Below are 23,097 nucleotides of genomic sequence, written 5' to 3' on the forward strand. Positions count from 1 at the left end.
AAGGCTGCCGATGGCAGCCTTTTTGTTTCACTCGCTCTCGTCATCCGGCTCCAGCACCAGAGTGGGGATGAGCTCACCGAACACCTGCTGCAACTCGTCACGGTTTGCCAGCAAATCCTGCAGCGTATAGCCATCCATCACCGCGAGGAAGGCGTTCATCGCCTCCTTCAAGGCACTCTTGAGCAGACAGACGGAGACGATATGGCAGACCGGGGAGCTGCAGTCGATCCCGTCCAGATTGCCTTCCAATGCCCGGATCACTTGCCCGATATTGATCTCGTCGGGGGAGCGCGCCATGCGGATGCCACCATTCTTGCCACGCTGGGACTGCAGATAGCCCAGTTTTACCAACTGGTTCACCACCTTCACCATGTGGTTGCGGGATACGTCGTACAAGGCGGATACCTTGGCCACGCTCGACAGTTCCCCCTCCGGCAGGGTGGCCAGATAGAGCAGGGCTCTCAATCCAAAATCGGTATAGCTCGTTAGTCTCATAGTGCCTGTAGCGCCTAGCGCGAAGAATTGATGATTGATCCAGATCAATTAAACATTTAGGATGCAACTTAATAAGTGACATTCCAGATGTTCAATTAGAAAGGACCTCCTATGTTAGACCAAGCCACCATCGCCGTCATCAAGAGCACCATTCCTTTGCTCGAATCGGCGGGCCCTGACCTCACACGGCACTTTTATCAGCGCATGTTCAGCCACAATCCCGAGTTGAAGGATCTCTTCAACCTGGCTCACCAGCGTAGCGGGGGACAACCCTTGGCACTGTTCAGTGCGGTGGCGGCCTATGCCAGGAACATCGACAATCTGGGGGCCCTGGCCGGAGCCGTTGAACGCATCGCCCACAAACACACGGGTTTCCTGATCCAGCCGGAACAATATCACATTGTGGGTAGTCATCTCTTGGCCACGCTCAAAGAAATGGGTGGCAACGCTGTCACGGAGGAGGTCCTTACCGCCTGGGGCAAGGCGTACGGTGTGCTGGCCGACATCTTTATCGGCCGGGAGAGCGAGCTCTATCGGGAAAAGGCAAGCCAGGACGGTGGTTGGCAGGGAACCCGCCCTTTCATCATCAAGGAGAAGCGTCAGGAGAGTGAACTCATCACCTCTTTCGTCCTGGCCCCCCTCGATGGCAACCCCGTGTTGCGTTTCAAACCGGGGCAATATCTCAGTATCAAGCTGGTTCATCCCGCCCTCGAGCATCAGGAGATCCGCCAGTACTCCCTCTCGGACGCCCCCAATGGCCGCGACTACCGCATCAGCGTCAAGCGCGAACCCAGGGGTCAGGCCTCCAACCTGTTGCATGATCATCTTCACATCGGTGACACGGTCGACATCATGCCGCCGGCCGGCGACTTCTTCCTGCAAGAGGTGACAGACACGCCCGTGGTGCTGATCTCCGCCGGGGTCGGCCTCACCCCCATGCTGAGCATGCTCAACCACTTGCTGGCCGAGGGCCCGGATATGGATATTCGCTGGCTTCACGCCTGCGAACACGGCGCCCACCACGCGTTCAGGGACGAGATCCGGGCAAAGAGCAGGCAACACGGGAAACTGGAGAGCCGGATCTGGTATCGGGAGCCGAGGGAGCAGGATGTCAAAGGAGAGGATTACGACTTCAGCGGCACTCTGGCGCTGGAGCAGGTCACCGACCTCATTCCGGCCGACGCCCACTACTATTTCTGCGGCCCTGTCCCGTTCATGAAGGCAGTCAAAGCTCAGTTGGAGAATGTGGGCGTGCCTGCCGAGCGGATGCACTACGAGGTCTTCGGCCCCCATCAGGCTCTCTGATCCCTCCCCTGACCGGGAGAATGCACAAGGCCCACAAGCACAGCTTCGTGGGCCTTGTAATATCAAAGCGGACTATCAGGACTCAGCGCATCGCCTTGGCACGGGCGATGGCATTGGCGGGCATCCGGTTGCCGAGCCGGCTGAGCAGGCTCGCCGCCTTCTGGTGCATGGCCTTGTCACCGATGACGGCGCCGTGCAGCCAGTGATACGCCTCCTCGTAATCCAGCGGACTCCCCATGCCCTGCAGCAACATCTCCACCCACTCCATCTGTGCCCGTAAGAAGCCGAGGCTCGCGGCTTCCCGCATCAGGGTCTCGGCCCGCACCAGATCCTTCTGAACCAGGATCCCCTTCCAGTAATAGCGGCCAAGCTGTTCCAGCGCCGGCGCCAGCCCCTGGTTGGCGGCCTCCCACATGTACTGCACTCCGATCTGGGCGTCCGGCTTGGTGCAAACTCCCCAGGCCAGCATGTCTCCCCAGAGGAACTGATAGGCAGGGATCTTCATCACCGAGGCCCGCGCCTCGATATCCTGGGTGAGCTGGCACCTGTCCTGCTTCACCCGGGCCAGATGGCGCCCCTGCTCTATCCAGTTGAGCAGTTCGTCCTGGCGATAGAGCGGCACGGCCTGCAACTCTCCCGCAGCAGCGGATGCCTGCGTCGTCGCCCTGGGCAGCGGCGCAGCTGCCGGTGCGGACGGTACAGGTGCGGATGCGGATGCGGATGGCGCCTGGGCTGGCGCAGCTGACACAGGGAGGGATGGCGTGGCGACAGAAGAGGCTGGCGTCAGGGCTGGCTGGGCCGATGATGAGGCCGGTGACAAGGGTGCAGACGCCGCGGATGGCGGCGCGGCTGCAACCGCCACCGCCTGGGTGGGCGCGGCGGCCGAGGTGGACTCCGCCCCCTGCAAGGGGAAGCTGCACACACCGATAATGGCGATGAGGGTTCTTGGTTTTATCATAGGGATCTCCTGCTGCCTTCTGTTATCGGCAGCCAGGGCCATCTCCTTAGCCCGCTACACCCAGCCCCGAAAATGACAAAGGGGAGCCTGGGCTCCCCTTGCGGTCGACGTAGAGACTTACTTGACGAAGTCGACGCCCAGCTGGATATCAGCCTTCAGGGTGGCCAGCATGCTGTCCATCGCTTCCTGCTCGAAGGCGCTCAGCTTGCCGTAGCCCAGCACGGTTTCGACACCGTTCTTGCCGAGCAGCACCGGCTGCGCGAAGAAGGTGGCGTGCTCACCGTTGCCTTCCACATAGGCACACTCGATGACATTGGCTTCCCCTTGCAGACCCTTGATGAGCGACAGACCGAAACGGCAGGCTGCCTGACCCATGGAGAGAGTGGCGGAACCGCCACCGGCCTTGGCTTCCACCACCTCGGTACCGGCATTCTGAATGCGCTTGGTCATGGCAGCCACTTCCTCAGCGGTGAAGCTGGCGCCTTCAACCTGGGAGAGCAGCGGCAGAATGGTCACGCCACTGTGACCGCCGATGACGTTGACACGTACCTTGTCAACGTTCAGGCCCTTGGCTTCGGCCACGAAGGTCTCGCCACGGATCACATCCAGGGTGGTCACGCCGAACAGGCGACGCTTGTCATAGACACCGGCTTTCTTTAGCACTTCGGCGGCGATGGCGACCGTGGTGTTGACCGGGTTGGTGATGATGCCGATCAGTGCTTTCGGGCAGGAAGCAGCACACTTTTCCACCAGGTTCTTGACGATCCCGGCGTTGATGTTGAACAGGTCGGAACGGTCCATGCCGGGCTTGCGCGCCACGCCGGCAGAGATCAGCACGACATCGGCGCCGACCAGAGCCGGGCTCGGATCTTCACCGCAGAAACCTTTTACTTTCACGTCAGTCGGGATGTGGCTCAGGTCCGCCGCCACGCCCGGAGTGACCGGGGCAATGTCATACAGGCTCAGTTCGGAACCGGCAGGCAGGCGGTTTTTCAACAGCAGAGCGAGGGCTTGGCCGATGCCACCGGCGGCACCCAGAACGGCAACTTTCATGATCAACTCCATGTCTAAGCGTAGGTTTAAGGTTGTTTCTAGTTGGGTTAATGCTGATTCTTATTGTGCGCCTCACCTTAAAGGATCCCCTCCTAAAAAACAATCTGATAACAGTTGTAATCACGGGTTCTGTGAGCCAGGGAACAAGCGGCGATGAAAGCGGAGAGGAATATGCGATAAATGGGAGGAAAGACACAGATTTCCTGTGCCCCCCTCACCATTAAGAGGTAAATGTGACTGCTTCAGGACTGGAAAGCCAGTGCCCGACGCTCACACCAGCGGAAACCAATTGTTAACAATCCATTCATGGTCAGATAGAGCGCTCCGGCCACGGTGAACACCGCCAGGGTGTCATAGGTCTGGGCGTTGAGACGCTGGGCCAGCCCCATGATGTCCATGATGGTGATGGTACTGGCGAGCGAACTCCCCTTGAGCACCAGGATCACCTCGTTGGAATAGGCGGGGACCAGCCGACGGGCGGCATGGCGGGCCTTCATCCACAGGGTCTGTCCGGCGGAGAAGCCGAGCGCACGGCAGGCCTCCACTTCACCGGCGGGGATGGCGTCGAGCGCCCCCTTAAACAGCCGGGTGGAGTAGGCTGCGGTATTGAAACCGAGCGCCAGCACGGCGCAGAACCAGGGTTGCTTGAGCAGCGGCCAGAGCGGCCCCGCCTTGAGCCATTCAAACTGACCAGGCCCGTAGTAGATGAGGAAGATCTGGATGAGCAACGGCGTACCGGTAAAGACCAGTACCCAGAGCTGCACCAGCTGGGTCGCCACCGGAATGCGACGCTCCAGCACCCAGGTCATGCCGGCCGCCATCAGCACGCCCAGGAGCAAGCTGAACGCGGTGAGCTGCAAGGTGATCGCCAGCCCTCCCAGCAGGGTCATCAGGTAATCCTGCATGGTCAGCCTCCGTAACGGCGGGTATAGCGGGACGCCTGCTTCAAGCCGAATTCACTCACCAGACTGATGGCCAGATAGATGAGGGCGGCAGCGGCGTACCAGGTGAAGGGTTGATAGGTGCTGGCCGACGCCATCTGTGCCTGACGCATCATCTCGTTTACCCCGATGAGGGAGACCAGAGCGGTGTCTTTGAGCAGCACCAGCCACTGGTTGCCCAGCCCCGGCAGGGCGTGACGCCAGGCCTGGGGCAGCACGATGCGAAAGAAGGTGTGCCCCTTGCCCAGGCCGAGCGCCTGCGCCGCCAGCCGCTGCCCAGGGGGCACCGCATTGAGGGCGGCACGCAGGGTCTGGGTGGCGTAGCTCGCAAACAGCAGGGAGAGCGCCAGCACACCGCAGGCGAACGGGCTGAACTCCACATACTCCCCGGTGATGAGGAACAGCACCTGGGTCGAGCCGAAGTAGATGAAGAGCACCACCAGCAACTCGGGCAGACCACGAATCAAGGTGGTCAGGGTGGCCACGGGCCACACCAACGCACGCTGCTTGCTCAACTCAGCCGCACTGAATGCCAGCGCCAGCACCATGCCACCGACCAGGGATGCCAGGGCCAGCCCGAGGGTCATCCAGGCTGCATCCAACAACAGGCTCAACATGGCTTACTGCGCGAAGTACTTGTCATAGATCTTCTGATAGGTGCCGTTGGCCTTGATCTCGGCCAGCCCCTTGTTCAGCTGGGTCAGCAGTTCCTGGTTGCCCTTGGCCACCGCGATGCCAAAACCGGTACCGAAGTACTTGGCGTCGGTCACCGGGGTACCGACCACGGCGTATTCCTTGTGCTGCTTGAGCCAGTCGGCGGCCACCGCCGTATCGGCAAACACGCCGTCAGTACGGCCATTCATCATGTCCAGGAAGGCGCTCTGGTAGCTGGCGTAGGGCACGGTCAGCAGACCCTTGCTCACCCAGTTGTCCACCAGATAGGACTGGTGAGAAGTGCCGTTCTGCACGCCGACTGTCTTGTCCACCAGATCGTCCGGCCCCTTGAAGGTCTCTTTCTTGGCGACGAACACCGCGGAGTTCTCGTAATAGATGTCGGAGAAGTCGACCTGGGCGGCCCGCTCCGGCGTCACGTCCATGGCGGCGATGACGGCATCATAGCGACGGAACTTGAGGCTGGGGATCAGGCTGTCGAAGGCCTGGTTGTGGAAGCTGCACTCCAGCTTGGCCTGCTCGCAGACAGCGCGGGCCAGATCGATGTCAAAGCCCTGGAACTCGTTCTTGTCATCCAGGTATTCGAACGGCGCATAGGTTGCCTCGGTGGCGAACTTGATCTCTTTGGCCAGCACAGAAGTGCTCAGCAGACCCATGGCGGCGATCAGCAACAGACTCTTTTTCATGACAGCTTCCTTATCGACTCAATATCAATGCATCAAGAATTCGGCAAACCGGCTGGTTTGCGGGGACTGGAAGATGGCGGCGGTGCCGGATTCGATGATCCGCCCCTTCTCCAGATAGATCACCTGACTGGCCACCTTGCGGGCGAACTCCACCTCGTGGGTCACCACCACCTGGGTGATGCCGGTCTGGCTCAGAGTGCGGATGATCTCCGCCACCTCTTTGGTAATTTCGGGATCCAGGGCAGCCGTCGGTTCGTCAAACAGCAGCACCTGGGGATCCATCATCAGGGTCCGGGCAATGGCGACCCGCTGCTGCTGGCCACCGGAAAGCCGTGCGGGCCAGGCGTCCCGTTTGTCGGCCAGTTGCAGCTGGGCCAGCAAATAGGCCCCTTTCTCGATGGCCGCGTCGCGGCTCATGCCGAGCACCTTGACGGGCGCTTCAATCAGATTCTCCATCACGGTGAGGTGCGGCCACAGATTGTACTGCTGGAACACCATGCCCACCTTGCGGCGCAGCGCCTGTGCCTGACGGTTGAATTCGGCAGTAGAGAGGCTGGACGGGAAAGAAAATTCACAGTCTGCGATGCGCAACACACCGGCATCCGGCGTGTCCAGCAAGTTCATCATGCGCAGCAGAGAGCTCTTGCCTGCCCCGCTCGGGCCCAGCAATACCAAGGTCTCGCCGGGAGCAGTCCGAAAGCTCACCTGCTGCAGTACCGGCACCTTGTGCCAGGATTTTTCGATGCCGATTAATTCGATACCCATACAGCCCAATTGAATAAGTTTTCAAAATTTCGTCCTGATTCTAGCGCCAGCATAAGTTGATGCAAGCTATATTTGAATCAATATGCAGAACAAGCGCCGCTTCCTTGCCAAAACAGGCATATGAATGCAAAATAGCAGCGCTGTTCGTATCTGCCGCCTGAGCGTGACAGGCGGTCACTCCCCTCATTCGTGAGTCCAAGATGAAACATAACGACAAGCAAGAAAAACTGGCCAAGGCCTTTAAAGCCTTGCTGAAAGAGGAGCGTTTCGGCTCCCAGGCAGAGATAGTGACTGCCCTGCAAGAGATGGGCTTCGAGAACATCAACCAATCCAAGGTCTCGCGCATGCTGAGCCGCTTCGGCGCCGTTCGCACCCGCAATGCCAAGATGGAGATGGTCTACTGTCTGCCGGTGGAGCTGGGCGTGCCCACCACCTCCAGCCCCCTCAAGAACCTAGTGCTGGATGTCGACCACAACGGCGCTCTGGTGGTGATCCACACCAGCCCCGGCGCAGCCCAGCTGATCGCCCGCCTGCTTGACTCCCTCGGCAAGGCCGAAGGGATCCTCGGCACCATCGCCGGTGATGACACCATCTTCATCACCCCGACCAGCGATACCGACATCGAGGAGCTCTACCTCTCCGCCCTCGAGCTGTTCGAGCAGACGCCCTGATCCGGTCGCCTTGGGCGATCCGCACAAAAATCCCGGCCTTGGCCGGGATTTTTTGTTTTGAGCGATCGGCAGGCCGGGCTTATTTGCCCTCGGCCACCAGAAAATCGACGGAAGGGGCGAAGAAGGCCGCGCCGGTCACCGCCCGGGTGAAGCGCAGCAGGTGATCGAAGTGGCTGCCTTCCCCTTTGTACATGCTGGCCAGCATGGCGTTGAAGTGCAGCGGTGTGCGGCAGCAGGAGATGAAGTAGAGCCCCTGCTCGCTCATGGTGCCCCAGGGCATGCTCTGGCGCAGGATCTCCATGGACTCCCCCTTCGGGGTCTTGAGGTTGACCCGCTTGATGTGGGAAGTGAGCGGCTTGTCGGCGGACTCGTATTCGATGTTGTCGACTTTGGTGCGGCCTATGATGTCTTCCTGCTCCTTCAGGGCCAGCTTCTCCCAGTCGCTCATGGCGTGGACCCAGCGCTGCACGTGGATGTAGGAGCCACCGGCGAACTCGCCGCCGTCCAGCAACGCCACCACGGCGCGGTGCTCATCCTGCGGGTTCTCGGTGCCGTCGACGAAACCGGTCAGATCCCGGCAATCCTGGTTGCGAAAACCGCGGACTTCCTCGGCCAATTCAACAAGCCCGGCCAGCAGGGCCATGACGCGATGACCGGCATGATGCAGCACGTCCACCCGATCAGCACGCAACTGCACGAACAGATCGAACGGGGTATTGGGGGCCTCCTGACCGTTGGCGGATTGCGCCATGAAACCGCGGAACTGGGGCGGCCGGGCGGCAGGATAGAGATCATCCCAGGCGTCGGCCCCGACGGCGACCAGACCGCTGAAGGCAGCATCGGGGAAGTCGGCGCTCACCGCCTCCCAGAGTGCTGGCAGGCTGGCAAGGCGGGAGGTCAGGGCAGCGGCGTCACCGGTGCGATTGAACATCAGATAGAGGGCGTGCAGATTCGGCTCTGCGCAGATCCCGGCTTGGGCTTTCATGTCTCTCTCCAAGTGCGTTGGCTATGGGCGTGGCGCGATTATAAACCAGCGCGCTTCCAGTTCATTGATTTCATGACAATACCACGCACTCAGGGCAAGGGGTCAAACAACACCAGGGCATGAGGCGCCACGGTCAGCCGCGCGCGCTCCCCTTCCAGGGGCTCACCGATGCTGGCTTCCAGTTGCTGGCCGCCACACTCCACCAGTACCCGGCAGTGATGGCCCAGGAACTGTTGCTCACGCACCCGGAGCTCACCGTCATCCGCCGCCGTCAGCGCCAACTGCTGGGGTCTGAGCATGAGCTGCAGCCGCTCCCCCACCGCGCGGCCATGGGGCTCCTGACCGCAGATGGTTCCAAGGAGGGTCTGCACGCAGTGGCTGTCCACCACCTCGGCCGCCAGATAGTTGACCCCGCCGAGAAACTCCGCCACGAAGCGGTTCCCGGGGCGGCGATAGAGCTGCTCCGGCTCCCCCACCTGCTCGATGCGACCGGCGCGAAACAGGGCCAGCCGATCGGCGAAGGCGAAGGCCTCTTCCTTGCTGTGGCTGACGAAGATGGCGCCAATGCCCTGCTGTTTGAGCAGGGTGCGGATCTCGAGGATCAGCTTCATCCGCACCTGGGTGTCGATGTTGGAGAAGGGCTCGTCCAGCAGCATCAGGCGCGGCTTGCACACCAGGGCGCGGGCGATGGCCACCCGCTGCTGCTGGCCGCCGGAGAGCTGATGGGGATAGCGCTCCCCCAATCCCTGCAGGTTGACCAGCGCCAGCGCCTCTTCCACCTGCTGCAGGCGGCTGCCGCGATCCTGCCCGGTCAGGCCGAAGCCGACGTTCTCGGCCACCGTCAGGTGAGGAAAGAGAGCGTAATCCTGGAAGATCATGCCGATATGGCGGGCCTCCGGCGGCACACTCACGCCGGGGGCATCGAGCAGGGTCTCTCCCAGCCGGATCTCCCCCTGGGCCAGGGGCAGCAGACCGGCCACCGCCTTGAGCAGCGTGGTCTTGCCACAGCCGCTGGCCCCCAGCAGACAGACGATCTCGTTGTCGGCCACCTGCAGGGAGAGCTGCTCCAGCACGGGGCGGCCATTGTAGTGACAGCTGACCTTCTCGATATTCAGGCAGGACAAGGTTCTTTTCCTCTCGCGTAGTGATGCCGGACGGGGCCGCTCAATGGCCTGGACCATCCAGGGTACGGTTTATCCACAGCAGGGGAATCAGCCCCACCAGCACGATGACGATGGCACCGAGCGCCCCCCGCTCCAGCATCTCGTCCGAGACGAACTGATAGACGTGGGTCGCCAGGGTTTCGAAGTTGAACGGCCGCAGCAGCAGGGCGGCGGGCAGCTCCTTCATGGATTCGATGAACACCAGCATGGCGCCGGCAAAGAGGCCGCGGCGTACCAGCGGCAGGTGAATGCGACGCAGCATGCCGCCCGCCCCCTGCCCCAGAGAGCGGGCCGCCATGTCGAGGCTGGGGGAGATCTTGCTCATGCTGCTCTCCACCGACCCGATGGCGATGGCGACGAAGCGCACCAGATAGCCGAACACGATGGCGGTGAGGGTGCCGGTCAGGAGCAGACCGGGGCCCGGCATCCCGAGCCACTCGGCCAGATCGTTGATGCCAAAATCAAGGGCCGTGAGCGGCACCAGCACGCCGATGGCCAGCACGGTCCCCGGCATGGCATAGCCCATGGCGGCAAGGCGCAGGGGCAGCAGGCTGCGAGTCCCCCCATCGAGGCGACGGAAGAAGCCGAGCAGCAGGGCAATGGCCATGGCCAGCAGGGCGGTCAGGGCCGAGATGGCGAGGCTGTTGCCCGCAAAGCGCACGAATTCGGGCGTCCACGACAGCGCGAAGTAACGCACCCCGTAATCGAGCAGGATGACGAACGGCAGGGCAAACCCCGCCAGCACCAGGCCCCAGCACCAGAGCCCGGCCAGCACGCCCCTCAGGCCCCCGAGGGGGTAACGCAGGGGCTGCTCGAAGCCCATCGACTTCTGGAACACCTGCTGGCGCTGGCGGGAGCGGCGCTCCAGCGCGATGAGCAGCACCACCGCCAGCAGCATCAGACAGGAGAGCTTGGCGGCGGTCGCCAGGCTGCCGTAGCCGAGCCAGGTGTCGTAGATGGCGGTGGTCAGGGTGTTGATGGCAAAGAAGTGGACGGTGGCAAAGTCCGCCAGAGTTTCCATCGCGACCAGAGATGCCCCCACCATGATGGCCGGGCGGGCCAGGGGGAGGCTCAGGCGGCGAAAGCTCTGCCAGGGGGTGCAGCCGAGCAGACGGCTGGAGTGAATGAGGCTGACCGACTGCTCCAGGAAGGAGGCCCGTGCCAGCAGATAGACATAGGGGAAGAGCACCAGCGCCAGCACCCAGGCGGCGCCCCCGAGGGAGCGAATGGCCGGGAACCAGTAGTCGGTCGGTCCCTGCCAGCCAAACAGGGCACGCAGCCCCGCCTGCAGCGGGCCCGAGTAGTCGAGCAGGTCGGTATAGACGTAGGCAACGATATAGGAGGGCATCGCCATGGGCAGCATCAGCGCCCATTGCAGGGCGCGGCGCCCCGGCACCTCGCACATGGCCACCAGCCAGGCGGTGGGCACTCCGAACAGCAGGCTGAAGCAGACCACCCCCAGCACCAGGCCGGACGTGTTTCGCAGATAGTCGGGCAGTACGGTATCGGCGAGGTGGGCAAACAGTTCCCCATCAGCCGAGAAGGCGGAGAAGACCAGGGCGAGTACCGGCAAACCCAGCAGCAGGGCGGTGGCCCAGCTGCCGGCAATCCATCCAAAATGTTTCATGAGTCCACAGAAGTTGATGGGGCCGTTGGCCCCATCTGATTACAAGTCGAATTTCACTTCATCCAGCAGTTGCAAGGCGTCCTTGCGGTGCTTGGCATAATCGCTGACCGGCATGGGGTCAGACTTGAACGTGCCCCAGGACTTGACCATGGCAGAAGGCTCGACCCCCGCCTTGACCGGGTACTCGGCATTCACATCCGCATACATGTGCTGGGCGGTATCCCCGGAGAGGAACTCCATCAGCTTCTGTGCTGCGTCCTTGTTCTTGGCATACTTGGTCATGGCCACGCCGCTCACGTTGACGTGGGCACCGCGATCACCCTGGTTCGGGAAGTTGATTTCCACCGCGTCGGCCCAGGACTTCTGCGCCGGGTCCTTCAACATGGCACCCAGGTAGTAGCTGTTGCCCAGGGAGACATCACAGATGCCGTCCTTGATCGCCTTGACCTGATCACGGTCGTTGCCCTGGGGCTTGCGCGCCAGGTTGGCCTTGACCCCTTCCAGCCAGGTCTTGGTGTCCGCCATGCCGTGATGGGCAATCATGGACGAAACCAGCGCCACATTGTACTCGTGCTTGCCGCTACGGGTACAAATTTTTCCTTTGAATTCAGGCTTGACCAGATCTTCGTAGCGGATGGTGTCGAGCTTGCCAAGACGCTCCTTGCTGGAGTAGATGGCACGCACCCGGGTGGTCAGGGCGAACCAGCGGTTGTCCGGATCGCGATAGATGGAGGGGATGTTCTCCTGCAGCGTCTTGCTGTCCACCGGCTGCACCAGGTCCTTGTCCACCAGCTCGGTCAGACGGCTGATGTCCACGGTCAGCATCAGATCGGCCGGAGAGAGCTTGCCTTCCCGTTCCAGACGCTCGTTCAGCCCCTCTTTGGCAAACACCACATTGACCTTGATCCCGGTCTCCTTCTCGAACTGCTGGATGATGGGCTTGATCAGCTCATCCTGACGGTTCGAATAGACGTTTACCTCCTGGGCGGCGAACGCCGACTGGGCGACAAGCGTGGAGAAAGCCAGTGCCAACATCTTCATTTTCATCATCCGTTCCTTGTCTGCGTAAAGAGTGATAACCATTTTCGTTTGCATTCTGCATGAATCGGGAGGAGAGGATCAAGGCGGTTTGCAGGGTTGGAACGATCTATTTAATCAGCGGCCAAACAAAAAGACCGGATGGAATCCCATCCGGTCTTTCGACGACCACCCCTTCACACTGTCGGCAGAACCTGCCCGGACCTTTGCCCGACCCGGCCGGGCAAAGGAGCGTACTCAGAGCGCCTCGTCGTCGCTCTCACCAGTACGAATACGCACCGCTTGCAGCAGGTCATAGACGAAAATCTTGCCGTCACCGATCTTGCCGGTATAGGCCGCCTTGCAGATGGCCTCGATCACCCCTTCGACGTTCTCGTCTGCGGTAGCGATCTCCAGCTTCACCTTCGGCAGAAAGTCGACCTGGTACTCGGCTCCCCGGTATAATTCGGTGTGCCCCTTCTGGCGACCAAAACCCTTCACTTCGGAGACGGTCAGGCCTTCCACCCCCAGGTTGGCGATGGCCTCGCGCACGTCGTCCAACTTGAAAGGTTTGATAATCGCAGTAATCAGCTTCATCTGGTTGCTCCCAATCCATGGTATGTCACGAATGGGTCATCAATTCTTGTGCCAAGTATTTTTATCGTTTATTTTCATATAGATAGACATGACACTCTGAGCCAGAAAGGCTCAGGATCACCAAGGAAGCGCATCTCGCCCCATAATGAGGCACCAAGCTGCACCAGACTCCCTTGATGCACCAAATGAGAGCATCACCCCATGTTAGTCATCTCCAACAGCGTGATCATCCCCTGGCATGAACTGCAATTCCAGACCATGCGGGCCCAGGGCAATGGCGGCCAGCACGTCAACAAGACCGACTCCGCCGTCTGGCTGCGCTTCGATTATCGCGACTCCCCCAGCCTGCCGCCGCTCTACAAGGAGGGACTGGAGCGGCTCAGCGACAGCCGGGTTCACGACGGCTTCATCCAGATCAGGGTCGAGACCCATCGCAGCCAGGACATGAATCGCAAGGAGGCCATGAGCCGCCTGACCGAGCTGCTGAAAAAAGCCGCGTGGCGCCCCAAGGCCCGCCACGCCACCAAGCCGACCCGCAGCTCCCAACGCAAGCGGGTCGATGCCAAGAAACGCAAGGGAGAGATCAAATCCACCCGCGGCAAGCCCGTGCTGGAGTGACCTGCCACAACCCCGAGGACAAGAGAATGCAGTACAGCTTTTGTGAATGTGCCAAGGGGCCCCTGCTCATCGCCATCGATGGGGCCGGGCTGCGCCACGTGGAATTCATGCAAGGGGAGCGCCCCGTCCTGCCGCAACCGGAGTGGCAGCGGGATGATGCCGCCCTGGCCCCCTTCGTCGAGCAGTTTTCCGCCTACTTTGCCGGCCGCCTGCGGCGCTTCGATCTCCCCCTGGCCGCCACGGGCACACCATTCCAGCAGGCCGTGTGGCAGGCGTTGTGCGACATCCCCTACGGCGAGACCGTCAGCTACCTCCAGATTGCAGAGGCCATCGGCAACCCCAGGGCCGTGCGGGCGGTGGGCGCCGCCAACGGCCGCAATCCCCTCAGCATCATAGTGCCCTGCCACAGGGTCATAGGGCGCAGCGGTGAACTGACCGGCTACGGGGGAGGCATCCCCATCAAGCGCTGGTTGCTGGCACTGGAGCAGGAGAGCGCAGACCACTTCGCGCTGACCCCATGAAAGGGTGCGCCTCCTGTCAAATGCGGGTTGCGGGTGCAGGCACCACAGACCGCAGGCCACTCGCGCGGATCCTCTGACGAGCGGCATCTTCATCACATACGAGTTGCTGGTCCCAACAGCAGACCGCAGGCGGCGTTGCACTGCCCATGACGGGCAACCCCCCCATCACATGCTGGTTGCTTGCCATCTGGCAGCATGGTTGCGTGATTCGTTGAGCAGACATCGGGATAATATTCCGACGGATCCGCCCCATGGCAGGAGCATGCCCACCGCCCCGATTCACCTTTCCTTTGAGCCGCATAACAAAATAAATCACTGATTATTTATTTTATTTCAGCATCAATTATTTAAAAACCACATTACGGCAGCATTTTGAAAATGAACACAGTATGAAGAATCGCCTCAGAAGCGCTTCAGAGAGCATCAGGCATCATGGCTTCACACTTGGATGGGACGGCTCATCCCTCATTCAGGTGGCACCCATGTGACGCTTCCAATCTGTCTTTTCCCCGCGCCTCCCCAGAGGCGCTTTTTTTTGCCTGCAAGCGGGTGCAAAAAAGCCCGCCGAAGCGGGCAATGACCGGAAGGTGCTGACTTCCAGGGTCTATCAGAGGGCGAGGAACAAGCCTGCCAGGGAGGCGCTCATCAGGTTTGCCAACACCCCCGCCAGGATGGCGCGCATGCCGTAGCGGGCGATGAAGGACTTGCGCTCCGGCACCATGGCCCCCAGGCCGCCGATGAGGATCGCCATGGAAGAGATATTGGCGAAACCGCACAGGGCGAAGGTGACGATGGCCTTGCTCGACTCGTTCAGGGTCTGATCCTGCACCAGGGCGATGAAGGCGACGAACTCGTTGATGACGATCTTGGTGCCGATCAGGGCACCGGCCGCCTGGGCCTGATCCCAGGGTACGCCGATGAGCCAGGAGACGGGGGCAAACAGCCAGCCCAGGATGATCTGGAAGCTCAGCTCCAGCCCCACCAGGTCGCCGGCCCAGCCCAGCAGGCCGTTGAGCAGGGCGATCACGCCGACGAAGGCCAGCAGGGTCGCCCCCACGGCGACGGCGATGTTGAGACCCGCCATGGCGCCATCGGCGGCCGCTTCAATGACGTTGGTGGCGCGGGGGATCTCCACGTCTTCGTGGTGATCTTCCTCTTGCGCGGCGGGCGGCACCAGGATCTTGGCCATGGCAAGCCCGGCAGGGGCGGACATGAAGGCCGCCGCAATCAGGTATTTCAGCTCGACCCCGATGCTGGCGTAGCCCACCAGGGTGCCGCCAGCTACCGAGGCCAGCCCGCAGCTCATCACCGCAAAGAACTGGGAATCGGACATCCTGGAGAGATAGGGTTTGACCACCAGCGGCGCTTCCACCATGCCGACGAAGATGTTGGCGGTGGCAGAGAGGCTCTCGGCGCGGCCGGTGCCCAGCAATTTCTGCAGGCCGCCGCCGAGCAGGGCGATCACTTTGGGCATCAGGCCGATGTGATAGAGGATGGCGATCAGCGCGGAGAAGAAGATGATCACCGGCAGCACGTTGAAGGCGAAGATGAAGCCCAGCTTGAACTTGGCCAGATCCCCGAACAGGAAGGCAATCCCCTCCTGGCCGTAGCCGATGACGCTGCTGACGCTCTCGCTGACACCGTTCAATACCTGCTGACCGGCGGGCAGCCAGAGCACCAGGGCGGCGAAGAGCACTTGCAGGCAGAGGGCAAAGCCCACTGTTCGCAACGGGATACGACGACGATTATCAGAGCAGAGTGCGGCCAGGGCCAGGATGCTCAGGATACCAAGCAGGGCAATCATGGGGATTCCATCCAGTGAGGCTGAAGATGGGCGCGGATTCTGCTCCCCTCCCCTCACCGCCGCAACCCTGCCGGGTTACAACCCTGTTAGCAAAAACGTTTGCACGATATCGGTTGCGCCAACTGACTGATTTGACACAACTTTGAAACCGCACTCACGCCAGTGTCCTTGTATGGAAACGATTATTCCTCGGTGCCGGACAATTTCCCCCCGAGCCAGGGTGCGAGTCGCTGCGCCCAGTAGGGCCCGGGTCCGAAGCTCTCCTTGAGGAAGTCGATGAAGAGGCGGATCTTGGGATCCAGATGCTCTCGCCTGGCATAGACGGCGTGCACCGCCATCTTCTGGTTCGGTTGCCACTGGGGCAGCAGAGGGATGAGCTGACCAGATTGCAGCTCCTTGTCCAGCAGGTAGTTGGCCACGTAGGCGATGCCGAGCCCGGCCAGGGCGGCGTCCCGCACCGCTTCCGCCAGATCCACCCGGTAGTTGCCCGCCACCTGCACCGTCTGGCGCTCCTTGCCCTGGCGAAATGACCACTCGTGGTAGCGCCGCTCCCGGCTCTGGTAGGTGATGCAATTGTGATGGGCCAGATCCCTGGGGTGCAGTGGCGTGCCGTGACTCAGCAGATAATCCGGCGAGGCCACCAGCACGAAGCCGATGTCTGCCAGTCGCTGCCCTACCAGAGACTCGGGTTTGTCCTCGTAGGTGGTGATCCAGAGATCCAGCCCCTCATCCACCAGATTGGTGCGGTGATCGAACAGGGACACCTCCAGCTCCAGATCCGGATAACGTGCCTGAAACGCCTTGAGGCGCGGGATCACGTGCAACCGCCCGAAGGATTGACCCACCCCCAGATGGAGCACGCCGCTCACCTTGCCACGGCGCTCCGCCACCATGGATTCCGCCTCCAGTGCCACCGCCACCAGAGCGCGGCAGTGGCGGGCATACTCCTGACCCAGTTCGGTGAGCCCGAAACGGCGGGTAGTGCGCTGTACCAGCTGGGCGCCGAGCGCGGTTTCCAGCAGGGCGAGCTGCTTGCTGATGTGGGATTTGGAAACCCCGAGGCGGCGCGCAGCCGCCGAGATGCCCTGTTCACGAACCAGGGCATCGAAGATCACCATTTGGGGAAGACGTTGCAGCACGGTGTCACCGGAGTGGATGGCGGGGCCGCATTATTCCAGAGCGGCCCGCCATGGGGTAGGGTCAGTGCCCCAGGGCATCGATGATCTGCTGTTTGAGAGGATCATCCGACGGATTCTGGTTGGCGCCATAGCTCGCAATCAGCTTGCCGTCCCGCCCGACCAGGTACTTGTGGAAGTTCCAGTTGGGCGCATCACCGTCGGCAGCAGCGGTCAGCCCCTTGAACAGCGGCACCGCATCCGAACCCCGCACCGCCACCCGGTTGAACATGGGGAAGGTCACCCCGTAGTCCCGGCGGCACACCTCGGCGGTTTTGTTCTCGTTGCCCGCCTCCTGCCAGAAATCGTTGGAAGGGAAGCCCAGCACCATCAGTCCCTTCTCCTTGTAGCCCTGATAGAGGGCTTCCAGATCCCGGAACTGACCGCTGTAACCGCAGTAGGAGGCGGTGTTGACCACCAGCACCACCTTGCCCTCGGTCAACTGGCAGAGGTTGTGGCGCTGGGTGCTGTTGAGCTCCCGCATCTCCACGTTGAAGTAATCGGGGCAGGCGGCAGAGACCGCACCCGAGCCGAGCATCAGCAGCAGGGTGAACCATTTCATCGACGTGACTCCCATTGTTTTGTCCATCATACGCAAGACCCCGGAATCTGGTTCAGGGATCAGTGCAGGGGGATCCCGGTCAGCCAGCCGTGTCCCCAGAAGATAAGCAGAGCCGTGAGGGCCAGCCCCGCCCCCAGACTGATCCCCGTCCCCTGCCAGGTGGCGGCGGCACGGGGGTGACGACCCCACTCCCGCATCGAAATCCAGACGATGCTGATGAGAGCCCAGAGACCGATCCCGCCAAACAGCACCAGAGAACGCGCCTCGCTGTTCACCGCCAGATGGGCCCCCGACCAGAGCAGCACCCCGAGCAGCTGGGGATGCACCAGCCAACGGCGGAAATGGTTCGCCCCCTGCCCCGCACACAGCAGGACAAGGGCGATCGGCATGATCCCCATCACCAGGGTGGGGCCCCAGACAGGCAGAAAATAGAGGGGCATGGGACTGGCACTGCGCCAGCCTGCGAGGATGCAGCCGATGGCGACGAACACCAGCAGCGAGAAGAGCCCCTTGTAGCGGTTCTCCCCCAGCCGATCCCGCAGACGGGCGCGGTGCTGTGCCGCGAAACAGGGGTAAAGATGAGTCAGGGTGAACAACACCACCCCCAGGGTCAGCAGGATCATGGCTCGCACCTCGCATATTGCCCCCCGGAATGGGAAGCCCTCCCTCAGGCGGGCCTTGTTTCTCGTGGCTCCCTCACTGTCGGGAGATCACTATGCCGCAAAGCCCCTTCTCAGAATACAAAAACCATATGAAAGACAGCAGGATAATAAAAAAAGCCGACCCAAGGATCGGCAAGTGCGTCAGAGGTGCCACGCCGGGCCGCTCACTCTGCTGCACGGGGCAGGGTCAGGCCGATGCACCGCATCGGCCAGGAGAGAGGGTCATTTGCGCAGCAGGTAGAGAGCCGCCACGTTGCGGGCCGTGAGCTGCAGGTTGGTGGTGGCGGTGGCCAGCGCCTCCGGCAGGGACATGGCCCGATTGACCACGGCGAACACCGCATCCAGTCCGTGCTCGTGCACCACGCCGCAGTCATCGGTGAGGCATCCGGCGATGCCGATCACCGGCTTGCCGAACTGCTTGGCACAGCGAGCTACCCCGATGGGCGTCTTGCCATGGATGGTCTGGCTGTCGATGCGGCCCTCGCCGGTGATGACCAGATCCGCATCGGCCACCGCCTCGGCCAGGTTCAGCGCCTCGATGACGATCCGGATGCCGGGTTTGAGCTCGGCGCCGAGCAGCCCCACCAGGGCTGCCCCCATGCCGCCTGCGGCCCCCGTTCCCGGGATCTCCTTCACCTGCTTGCCAAGCGCCTGCTCGATGCAGTCCGCGTAACGGGCCAGATTGGCATCCAGTTCGGCCACCATCTCGGGAGTTGCCCCCTTCTGCGGACCGAACACGGCGGACGCCCCTTTCGGGCCGCACAGCGGATTGTCCACGTCGCAGGCCACCTCGATGGTGAGTCCGGTCAGACGGGGATCCAGCCCGCTCAGGTCGATGGTGGCCAGCTCGGCCAGACCGGCACCGCCCGGCGCGATGGGGGTACCATCTGCTTTCAGGAGCTTGCCGCCGAGTGCCTGGATCATGCCGGCACCGCCGTCATTGGTGGCGCTGCCGCCGATGCCGAGGATGAGGTGGTTCACCCCCATCTCCAATGCGGCCAGGATCAGCTCCCCGGTGCCGACACTGGAGGTGAGCCGCGGATTGCGCAGCTCGGGCGCCACCAGATGAAGGCCGGAGGCCGCCGCCATCTCGATGACGGCGCGCTTGCCATCCCCCAGCAGGCCCACGAAGCCCTGCACCCTGTTGCCGAGGGGGGCGGTCACCTCGACCGGCAGGATGCGACCACCGGTGGCATCCACCAGAGACTGCACCGTCCCCTCGCCGCCATCGGCCATGGGCAGCTTGACGTAGGTGGCATCCGGCAGCACCTGCTTGAAACCGGCCTCGATGGCATCGGCCACCGCCATGGCGCTCAGGCTCTCCTTGAATGAATCGGGGGCGATCACAATTTTCATATCAGTTCCTTAGGCGAGGCCAAACACGCCAAACATCAGGGTGGAGACAACGGCGATGGTCAGACCGACCGCGGTTTCATAGGGGATGAGCTTGAGTCGCTCGCCGACGCCCATGTGGACGCTGCCGCCGGTGGCATGGAAGAAGGAGCCGTGGGGCATGTGGTCAAACACGGTGGCGCCGGCGTGGATCATGGCGGCCCCTGCCAGGCTGCTGATCCCCAGTTCAATCAGAGTGGCGCTGAACACGTTGGAGGCCACCACGGTCCCGGCCGTGGTCGAGGCGGTCGCCAGCGACATCAGGGCACCGGAGATGGGGGCCAGCAGGTAGGAGGGCAGACCGGAGGCGGTCAGGCCGCTGATGAGCACATCCTTGAGACCGGAGTTGGCGATGATGCCCGCCAGGGTACCGGTACCCAGCAGCATGATGGCCACCGGCGCCATGCGGGCCAGGCCCGAGACGGCAAACTGGTTCACCTTGGTGAACTTGCCCATCATCAGGGCACCGACCAGGCCGCCGAGAGGCAGCGCAATGAGCGGGTCCACCACGATGCCGGCGATGGGGCGCAGGGCCAGCAGCAGGATGGCGACCAGGGGCGCACTGATGGCGGCGGCAAAGCCGGGCAACTTGGCACCGTCAAAGCTCACCACCTCGTCGGCGGCCACCTTGCTGCCCCGGTTGTTGAGGCGCTTGGCCAGCCAGTAGGCCATCACCAGACCGAACAGGCCGGGAATGATGCCCGCCGCCATCACCGAGGTGAGAGGCAGGTGGAAGGCATCGGCTGCCGCGATGGCGTTGGGATTGGGAGACATGACGTTGCCCGCCTTGCCACCGCCGATCATCGCCAGCAGGATGGCCGCCTTGGAGAGATCGGCGCGGCGGGCGATGGCCAGCGCAATGGGGGCGACCGTGATGACGGCCACGTCCACGAAGACGCCGACCGCGGTCAGGATCAGGGTGGCCAGCGCCAGGGCCAGCAGGGCGCGGGTTTCGCCGAGTTTCTTGACGATGGTCTCGGCGATGGTGGTGGCGGCGCCCGATTCGATGAGCACCCCGGCCAGCACACCCGCCGCCAGGATCCGCATCACCCCCGTGGTGATCCCCTGGGCGCCGCCGATCATCAGGGCGACGGTCTGGGTCAGGTCGGCGCCACCGATCAGGCCACCGGCCAGGGCACCGACAATCATGCCGTAAGCAGGCGGCACCTTCTTCAGGATGAGGAAGATGGCGATGGAAAGCGCGGCGAGCGCGCCGAGCGCGGAGACTGGGATCATGACGGGCACCTTGTTGTTGTAATGAGTGGCGCCATTATGGGGATCCCCGCCTGGAATGCTTTGGCCATAAAACCAAAAAAAGCATTTACCGGCCTTGTATTTTTGTTGGAAAAGACAAATCAGCTATCGAGACTGAGCCCGAGATAGAGCAGAAACTTGTCATCTAACTTGTTGAAATTCAAACCGGTTATCTGCTCTATCCGGGTCAGTCGATAACGCAGGGTGTTGGGGTGAATGAACAGGGCTTCGGCACAGGGATGCAGATCACAATCCTGCAAGAAATATTGGCGCAGCGTCTTTTGCAGCGTTCCCTTTGTGTCCTCCTGCGCCAGCTTTTGCAGCGGAGCCCGCAGCTGATCCGCCTGCCAAGAGTCCGCCAGGGTGCCGAGCAGCACTGAGAGCCGGTAATCCTCGAAGAAATAGACCTGCTTGCGGGGCGACTGGCGCATGCCACGGCGCAAGGTGTCTCGCGCCGTCTGGTAGGAGAGCGCCAGCCCGGGGATGCCGGGGAAGTAATCACCCACCCCGATACGAACCTTGAAATGGGGAATACGGGAGAGCAGCTGCCGGATCCGGCTGCGCTCCTGCGCCGACTGCCAGACGCCGTCGCTGAGCTGGGCGGGTTTGAGCACCACTATCTCGTCCAGGCCGTTGATGGCCACCAGGTTGTCCCGCTCCGGGTTTTCCAGCAGGTGAACCAGCTCCCTCACCTGGGCGGGCTCGGCCTCCTCCAGCGCCAGCACGGCCACCACCCGGGGCTGGGCGAGATCCAGCTCGAGGAAGCGGGCCACCTGTTGCAATTGATCGGCCCGCCCTTCGCCGCGAATGAGCTGCAACACCAGCTCCTCCTTGTGGCGCTTGTCCCACTGCAACTGCTCGGTGAGCGCCGCCTGTTCCAGGATGAGCTCGGCGGTCATGCGCACCAGCTCGGCGTAAGCACGCACTTCGTCCGGATCACCCGAGATGCCGATGACCCCGAGCAGCTCCCCCTGATAGGCGATGGGCAGGTTGATGCCGGGCCTCACCCCCTTGAGCTCCCGGGCGGTGGCCTCGCTTATCTCCACCACACGGTTCTCGGTCAGGGCCAGCACGGCCCCCTCGTGGCGCTGGTGCAGCCGCTCCGGATTGCCGGACGCAATGATGAGTCCCCGCTCATCCATGACGTTGACCGAGAACGAGAGGATCTTCATCGCCCGGCTGACTATCTGATGCGCGAGCGCGTCGTTGAGCTGCATTGCCTCTCCATACCATTCGTTGACAGGGTCCCCGGCGTGCGCCATCACCGGGATCACCCGTTAAAGATCCCACATCATCAAGACAAGCGCGGGGGGGATCGCTAGAATAGGCCACTTTACGCTATCAGTGCCCCACCATGGATCAAGGATCCGGCATCATGCCGCTTTGCGCCGTGGTGGTTTCACCCTCCGATATGGACTCCGCTATGGATTATGAATTTCGCCGCGACCCGTTCGGTGGCTATCGCGCCCGGTTCTCCATGGGCCATGAAGCCATCGGCCAGTGGTTGATCGACGAGGTGGGCAAGGACGAGGAGAAGCTCGACGAGCTGTTCGCCATCATCGACCAGCTCTCCAGCCGGGCCCGCACCGAATACCGGCTGCTGGGGGGCGACTACTCCCTGCTGCTGACCCACGAGGAAGCCGAGGTGAAGGCCAATGTCCTCAATATCGAGCAGGACGAGGATCTCGACGATCTCGCCTACTACGATGATGAACAGCTGGCCATGTGCGGGCTGGAAGATTTTGCCCAGGTACTCGGCTCCTGGCGCGCCTTTATCCGCAACGAGGATATGGGCTGATTACCCCCATTCGGGCGAGCATGCCCCTTGCAACCCAACAGGATTGACTATGTCCATTTACGATTTTGATGACGAACTGCCGGAAGACGAGCTGGATCAACCGAAGAAACCCGCACAGCCCAAGAAGAAGGGCAAGCAGGTGCTGAACACCCAGGTCAACCTGAGCCCGCGCGATGCCAGCCGCCTGAACGGCATGCACGTCGAGGCCATCACCACCCTGGATGACGTCAGTCTGCCGAAGAACGTCATCTTCAAGGCCGGTCTCATCGCCCTGGGCGAGCTGGAAGCCAGCAAACGCGCCGACATCATCGCCCGGGTCATCGCCGAGTCCGGTCGCTGATACGGGAAGGCCATCGCCTCTCTCGGTGACATCTTG

Annotated in this window: 25 protein-coding genes; 6 read left to right on the forward strand and 19 right to left on the reverse strand. The window is 62.1% G+C overall.

Going from position 1 to position 23,097, the window contains the following annotated elements:
- Window positions 1–27 precede the first annotated feature (27 nt).
- Window positions 28–495 (reverse strand): Rrf2 family transcriptional regulator, encoded by a 468-nt coding sequence (locus AB5Y64_RS06585; protein ID WP_039039978.1) that lies wholly within the window; start codon window positions 493–495, stop codon window positions 28–30.
- A gap of 111 nt (window positions 496–606) precedes the next feature.
- Here AB5Y64_RS06585 and hmpA point away from each other — a divergent pair, with 111 nt between their 5' ends.
- The gene (gene hmpA / locus AB5Y64_RS06590) at window positions 607–1,800 is read left to right on the forward strand and encodes an NO-inducible flavohemoprotein (protein ID WP_368203526.1); all 1,194 of its coding nucleotides are present in this window, start codon (window positions 607–609) and stop codon (window positions 1,798–1,800) included.
- A gap of 82 nt (window positions 1,801–1,882) precedes the next feature.
- On the opposite strand, the gene AB5Y64_RS06595 is transcribed toward hmpA, so the two are convergent.
- The 6 genes from AB5Y64_RS06595 to AB5Y64_RS06620 all read right to left on the reverse strand — a co-directional run bounded on the left by AB5Y64_RS06595 (window position 1,883) and on the right by AB5Y64_RS06620 (window position 6,875).
- Window positions 1,883–2,473: a tetratricopeptide repeat protein gene (locus tag AB5Y64_RS06595; RefSeq protein WP_103857969.1), complete on the reverse strand. Its 591-nt coding sequence runs from the start codon at window positions 2,471–2,473 to the stop codon at window positions 1,883–1,885.
- A 402-nt stretch (window positions 2,474–2,875) separates the two neighbouring features.
- Window positions 2,876–3,811: a malate dehydrogenase gene (gene mdh / locus AB5Y64_RS06600; RefSeq protein WP_323957650.1), complete on the reverse strand. Its 936-nt coding sequence runs from the start codon at window positions 3,809–3,811 to the stop codon at window positions 2,876–2,878.
- A gap of 242 nt (window positions 3,812–4,053) precedes the next feature.
- Entirely contained in the window at window positions 4,054–4,716 is a 663-nt protein-coding gene (gene artM / locus AB5Y64_RS06605) for an arginine ABC transporter permease ArtM (protein WP_048209073.1), read from the reverse strand.
- Between the two features lie 2 nt (window positions 4,717–4,718).
- Window positions 4,719–5,369 (reverse strand): arginine ABC transporter permease ArtQ, encoded by a 651-nt coding sequence (gene artQ / locus AB5Y64_RS06610; RefSeq protein ID WP_042014905.1) that lies wholly within the window; start codon window positions 5,367–5,369, stop codon window positions 4,719–4,721.
- A gap of 3 nt (window positions 5,370–5,372) precedes the next feature.
- A complete protein-coding gene (locus tag AB5Y64_RS06615) occupies window positions 5,373–6,110 on the reverse strand; it encodes an arginine ABC transporter substrate-binding protein (protein ID WP_010673073.1) in 738 nt (245 codons plus the stop codon).
- A 24-nt stretch (window positions 6,111–6,134) separates the two neighbouring features.
- Window positions 6,135–6,875 (reverse strand): ATP-binding cassette domain-containing protein, encoded by a 741-nt coding sequence (locus tag AB5Y64_RS06620; protein ID WP_041210949.1) that lies wholly within the window; start codon window positions 6,873–6,875, stop codon window positions 6,135–6,137.
- A gap of 200 nt (window positions 6,876–7,075) precedes the next feature.
- Between AB5Y64_RS06620 and argR the strand changes: the two genes are divergently transcribed.
- Window positions 7,076–7,546 (forward strand): transcriptional regulator ArgR, encoded by a 471-nt coding sequence (gene argR, locus AB5Y64_RS06625; RefSeq protein WP_005308670.1) that lies wholly within the window; start codon window positions 7,076–7,078, stop codon window positions 7,544–7,546.
- A 79-nt stretch (window positions 7,547–7,625) separates the two neighbouring features.
- On the opposite strand, the gene AB5Y64_RS06630 is transcribed toward argR, so the two are convergent.
- From AB5Y64_RS06630 to glnK, 5 genes are all read right to left on the reverse strand, one after another.
- Entirely contained in the window at window positions 7,626–8,531 is a 906-nt protein-coding gene (locus AB5Y64_RS06630; RefSeq protein ID WP_039039974.1) for a Dyp-type peroxidase, read from the reverse strand.
- An 89-nt stretch (window positions 8,532–8,620) separates the two neighbouring features.
- Window positions 8,621–9,655 carry an ABC transporter ATP-binding protein gene (locus AB5Y64_RS06635; protein WP_319863839.1) on the reverse strand — a complete coding sequence of 345 codons (1,035 nt, stop codon included), beginning with the start codon at window positions 9,653–9,655 and terminating at the stop codon, window positions 8,621–8,623.
- A 40-nt stretch (window positions 9,656–9,695) separates the two neighbouring features.
- On the reverse strand, window positions 9,696–11,321 hold the full coding sequence (locus AB5Y64_RS06640; RefSeq protein WP_103857974.1) for an iron ABC transporter permease: 1,626 nt from the start codon (window positions 11,319–11,321) through the stop codon (window positions 9,696–9,698).
- A 39-nt stretch (window positions 11,322–11,360) separates the two neighbouring features.
- A complete protein-coding gene (locus tag AB5Y64_RS06645) occupies window positions 11,361–12,368 on the reverse strand; it encodes a Fe(3+) ABC transporter substrate-binding protein (protein ID WP_039039971.1) in 1,008 nt (335 codons plus the stop codon).
- A gap of 228 nt (window positions 12,369–12,596) precedes the next feature.
- Window positions 12,597–12,935 carry a P-II family nitrogen regulator gene (glnK, locus tag AB5Y64_RS06650; RefSeq protein WP_005332325.1) on the reverse strand — a complete coding sequence of 113 codons (339 nt, stop codon included), beginning with the start codon at window positions 12,933–12,935 and terminating at the stop codon, window positions 12,597–12,599.
- Between the two features lie 201 nt (window positions 12,936–13,136).
- Here glnK and arfB point away from each other — a divergent pair, with 201 nt between their 5' ends.
- On the forward strand, window positions 13,137–13,553 hold the full coding sequence (gene arfB, locus AB5Y64_RS06655) for an alternative ribosome rescue aminoacyl-tRNA hydrolase ArfB (RefSeq protein ID WP_010673067.1): 417 nt from the start codon (window positions 13,137–13,139) through the stop codon (window positions 13,551–13,553).
- Between the two features lie 26 nt (window positions 13,554–13,579).
- The gene (locus AB5Y64_RS06660; RefSeq protein ID WP_368203529.1) at window positions 13,580–14,074 is read left to right on the forward strand and encodes a methylated-DNA--[protein]-cysteine S-methyltransferase; all 495 of its coding nucleotides are present in this window, start codon (window positions 13,580–13,582) and stop codon (window positions 14,072–14,074) included.
- Between the two features lie 607 nt (window positions 14,075–14,681).
- Here AB5Y64_RS06660 and AB5Y64_RS06665 read toward each other — a convergent pair.
- From AB5Y64_RS06665 to AB5Y64_RS06695, 7 genes are all read right to left on the reverse strand, one after another.
- Window positions 14,682–15,878, reverse strand: a complete 1,197-nt coding sequence (locus AB5Y64_RS06665; RefSeq protein WP_041214468.1) for a NupC/NupG family nucleoside CNT transporter — start codon at window positions 15,876–15,878, stop codon at window positions 14,682–14,684.
- Between the two features lie 182 nt (window positions 15,879–16,060).
- Window positions 16,061–16,996 (reverse strand): LysR family transcriptional regulator, encoded by a 936-nt coding sequence (locus AB5Y64_RS06670; protein ID WP_010673064.1) that lies wholly within the window; start codon window positions 16,994–16,996, stop codon window positions 16,061–16,063.
- Window positions 16,997–17,078: 82 nt separating this feature from the next.
- A complete protein-coding gene (locus AB5Y64_RS06675; RefSeq protein ID WP_103857976.1) occupies window positions 17,079–17,615 on the reverse strand; it encodes a glutathione peroxidase in 537 nt (178 codons plus the stop codon).
- 59 nt (window positions 17,616–17,674) lie between these two features.
- The gene (locus tag AB5Y64_RS06680; protein WP_254231758.1) at window positions 17,675–18,238 is read right to left on the reverse strand and encodes an NnrU family protein; all 564 of its coding nucleotides are present in this window, start codon (window positions 18,236–18,238) and stop codon (window positions 17,675–17,677) included.
- A 261-nt stretch (window positions 18,239–18,499) separates the two neighbouring features.
- Window positions 18,500–19,633 (reverse strand): glycerate kinase, encoded by a 1,134-nt coding sequence (locus AB5Y64_RS06685; protein WP_041210943.1) that lies wholly within the window; start codon window positions 19,631–19,633, stop codon window positions 18,500–18,502.
- Between the two features lie 9 nt (window positions 19,634–19,642).
- Window positions 19,643–20,905 (reverse strand): GntP family permease, encoded by a 1,263-nt coding sequence (locus AB5Y64_RS06690; RefSeq protein WP_161470414.1) that lies wholly within the window; start codon window positions 20,903–20,905, stop codon window positions 19,643–19,645.
- A gap of 119 nt (window positions 20,906–21,024) precedes the next feature.
- Window positions 21,025–22,140, reverse strand: coding sequence for a sugar diacid recognition domain-containing protein (locus tag AB5Y64_RS06695; protein WP_161470415.1), 1,116 nt, complete (start codon window positions 22,138–22,140; stop codon window positions 21,025–21,027).
- 206 nt (window positions 22,141–22,346) lie between these two features.
- Between AB5Y64_RS06695 and AB5Y64_RS06700 the strand changes: the two genes are divergently transcribed.
- Entirely contained in the window at window positions 22,347–22,721 is a 375-nt protein-coding gene (locus AB5Y64_RS06700; protein WP_039039964.1) for a YacL family protein, read from the forward strand.
- A 49-nt stretch (window positions 22,722–22,770) separates the two neighbouring features.
- Complete coding sequence (locus AB5Y64_RS06705) at window positions 22,771–23,061, forward strand: hypothetical protein (protein ID WP_039039963.1); 291 nt, start codon at window positions 22,771–22,773, stop codon at window positions 23,059–23,061.
- Window positions 23,062–23,097 lie beyond the last annotated feature (36 nt).

Source organism: Aeromonas sp. R5-1 (assembly GCF_040908265.1).
Lineage (GTDB): Bacteria > Pseudomonadota > Gammaproteobacteria > Enterobacterales > Aeromonadaceae > Aeromonas > Aeromonas caviae.

What these genes read in the sequence shown, in the direction of transcription:
- AB5Y64_RS06670 (WP_010673064.1), bottom strand. Translation starts at nt 16,996, where the DNA reads ATGGTGATCTTCGATGCCCTGGTTCGTGAACAGGGCATCTCGGCGGCT.
- AB5Y64_RS06585 (WP_039039978.1), bottom strand. Translation starts at nt 495, where the DNA reads ATGAGACTAACGAGCTATACCGATTTTGGATTGAGAGCCCTGCTCTAT.
- mdh (WP_323957650.1), bottom strand. Translation starts at nt 3,811, where the DNA reads ATGAAAGTTGCCGTTCTGGGTGCCGCCGGTGGCATCGGCCAAGCCCTC.
- AB5Y64_RS06640 (WP_103857974.1), bottom strand. Translation starts at nt 11,321, where the DNA reads ATGAAACATTTTGGATGGATTGCCGGCAGCTGGGCCACCGCCCTGCTG.
- AB5Y64_RS06700 (WP_039039964.1), top strand. Translation starts at nt 22,347, where the DNA reads ATGGATTATGAATTTCGCCGCGACCCGTTCGGTGGCTATCGCGCCCGG.
- AB5Y64_RS06695 (WP_161470415.1), bottom strand. Translation starts at nt 22,140, where the DNA reads ATGCAGCTCAACGACGCGCTCGCGCATCAGATAGTCAGCCGGGCGATG.
- AB5Y64_RS06665 (WP_041214468.1), bottom strand. Translation starts at nt 15,878, where the DNA reads ATGATTGCCCTGCTTGGTATCCTGAGCATCCTGGCCCTGGCCGCACTC.
- hmpA (WP_368203526.1), top strand. Translation starts at nt 607, where the DNA reads ATGTTAGACCAAGCCACCATCGCCGTCATCAAGAGCACCATTCCTTTG.
- AB5Y64_RS06690 (WP_161470414.1), bottom strand. Translation starts at nt 20,905, where the DNA reads ATGATCCCAGTCTCCGCGCTCGGCGCGCTCGCCGCGCTTTCCATCGCC.
- AB5Y64_RS06680 (WP_254231758.1), bottom strand. Translation starts at nt 18,238, where the DNA reads ATGATCCTGCTGACCCTGGGGGTGGTGTTGTTCACCCTGACTCATCTT.
- AB5Y64_RS06685 (WP_041210943.1), bottom strand. Translation starts at nt 19,633, where the DNA reads ATGAAAATTGTGATCGCCCCCGATTCATTCAAGGAGAGCCTGAGCGCC.
- artQ (WP_042014905.1), bottom strand. Translation starts at nt 5,369, where the DNA reads ATGTTGAGCCTGTTGTTGGATGCAGCCTGGATGACCCTCGGGCTGGCC.
- arfB (WP_010673067.1), top strand. Translation starts at nt 13,137, where the DNA reads ATGTTAGTCATCTCCAACAGCGTGATCATCCCCTGGCATGAACTGCAA.
- AB5Y64_RS06660 (WP_368203529.1), top strand. Translation starts at nt 13,580, where the DNA reads ATGCAGTACAGCTTTTGTGAATGTGCCAAGGGGCCCCTGCTCATCGCC.
- argR (WP_005308670.1), top strand. Translation starts at nt 7,076, where the DNA reads ATGAAACATAACGACAAGCAAGAAAAACTGGCCAAGGCCTTTAAAGCC.
- AB5Y64_RS06630 (WP_039039974.1), bottom strand. Translation starts at nt 8,531, where the DNA reads ATGAAAGCCCAAGCCGGGATCTGCGCAGAGCCGAATCTGCACGCCCTC.
- AB5Y64_RS06705 (WP_039039963.1), top strand. Translation starts at nt 22,771, where the DNA reads ATGTCCATTTACGATTTTGATGACGAACTGCCGGAAGACGAGCTGGAT.
- AB5Y64_RS06645 (WP_039039971.1), bottom strand. Translation starts at nt 12,368, where the DNA reads ATGAAAATGAAGATGTTGGCACTGGCTTTCTCCACGCTTGTCGCCCAG.
- artM (WP_048209073.1), bottom strand. Translation starts at nt 4,716, where the DNA reads ATGCAGGATTACCTGATGACCCTGCTGGGAGGGCTGGCGATCACCTTG.
- AB5Y64_RS06615 (WP_010673073.1), bottom strand. Translation starts at nt 6,110, where the DNA reads ATGAAAAAGAGTCTGTTGCTGATCGCCGCCATGGGTCTGCTGAGCACT.
- AB5Y64_RS06620 (WP_041210949.1), bottom strand. Translation starts at nt 6,875, where the DNA reads ATGGGTATCGAATTAATCGGCATCGAAAAATCCTGGCACAAGGTGCCG.
- AB5Y64_RS06675 (WP_103857976.1), bottom strand. Translation starts at nt 17,615, where the DNA reads ATGAAATGGTTCACCCTGCTGCTGATGCTCGGCTCGGGTGCGGTCTCT.
- glnK (WP_005332325.1), bottom strand. Translation starts at nt 12,935, where the DNA reads ATGAAGCTGATTACTGCGATTATCAAACCTTTCAAGTTGGACGACGTG.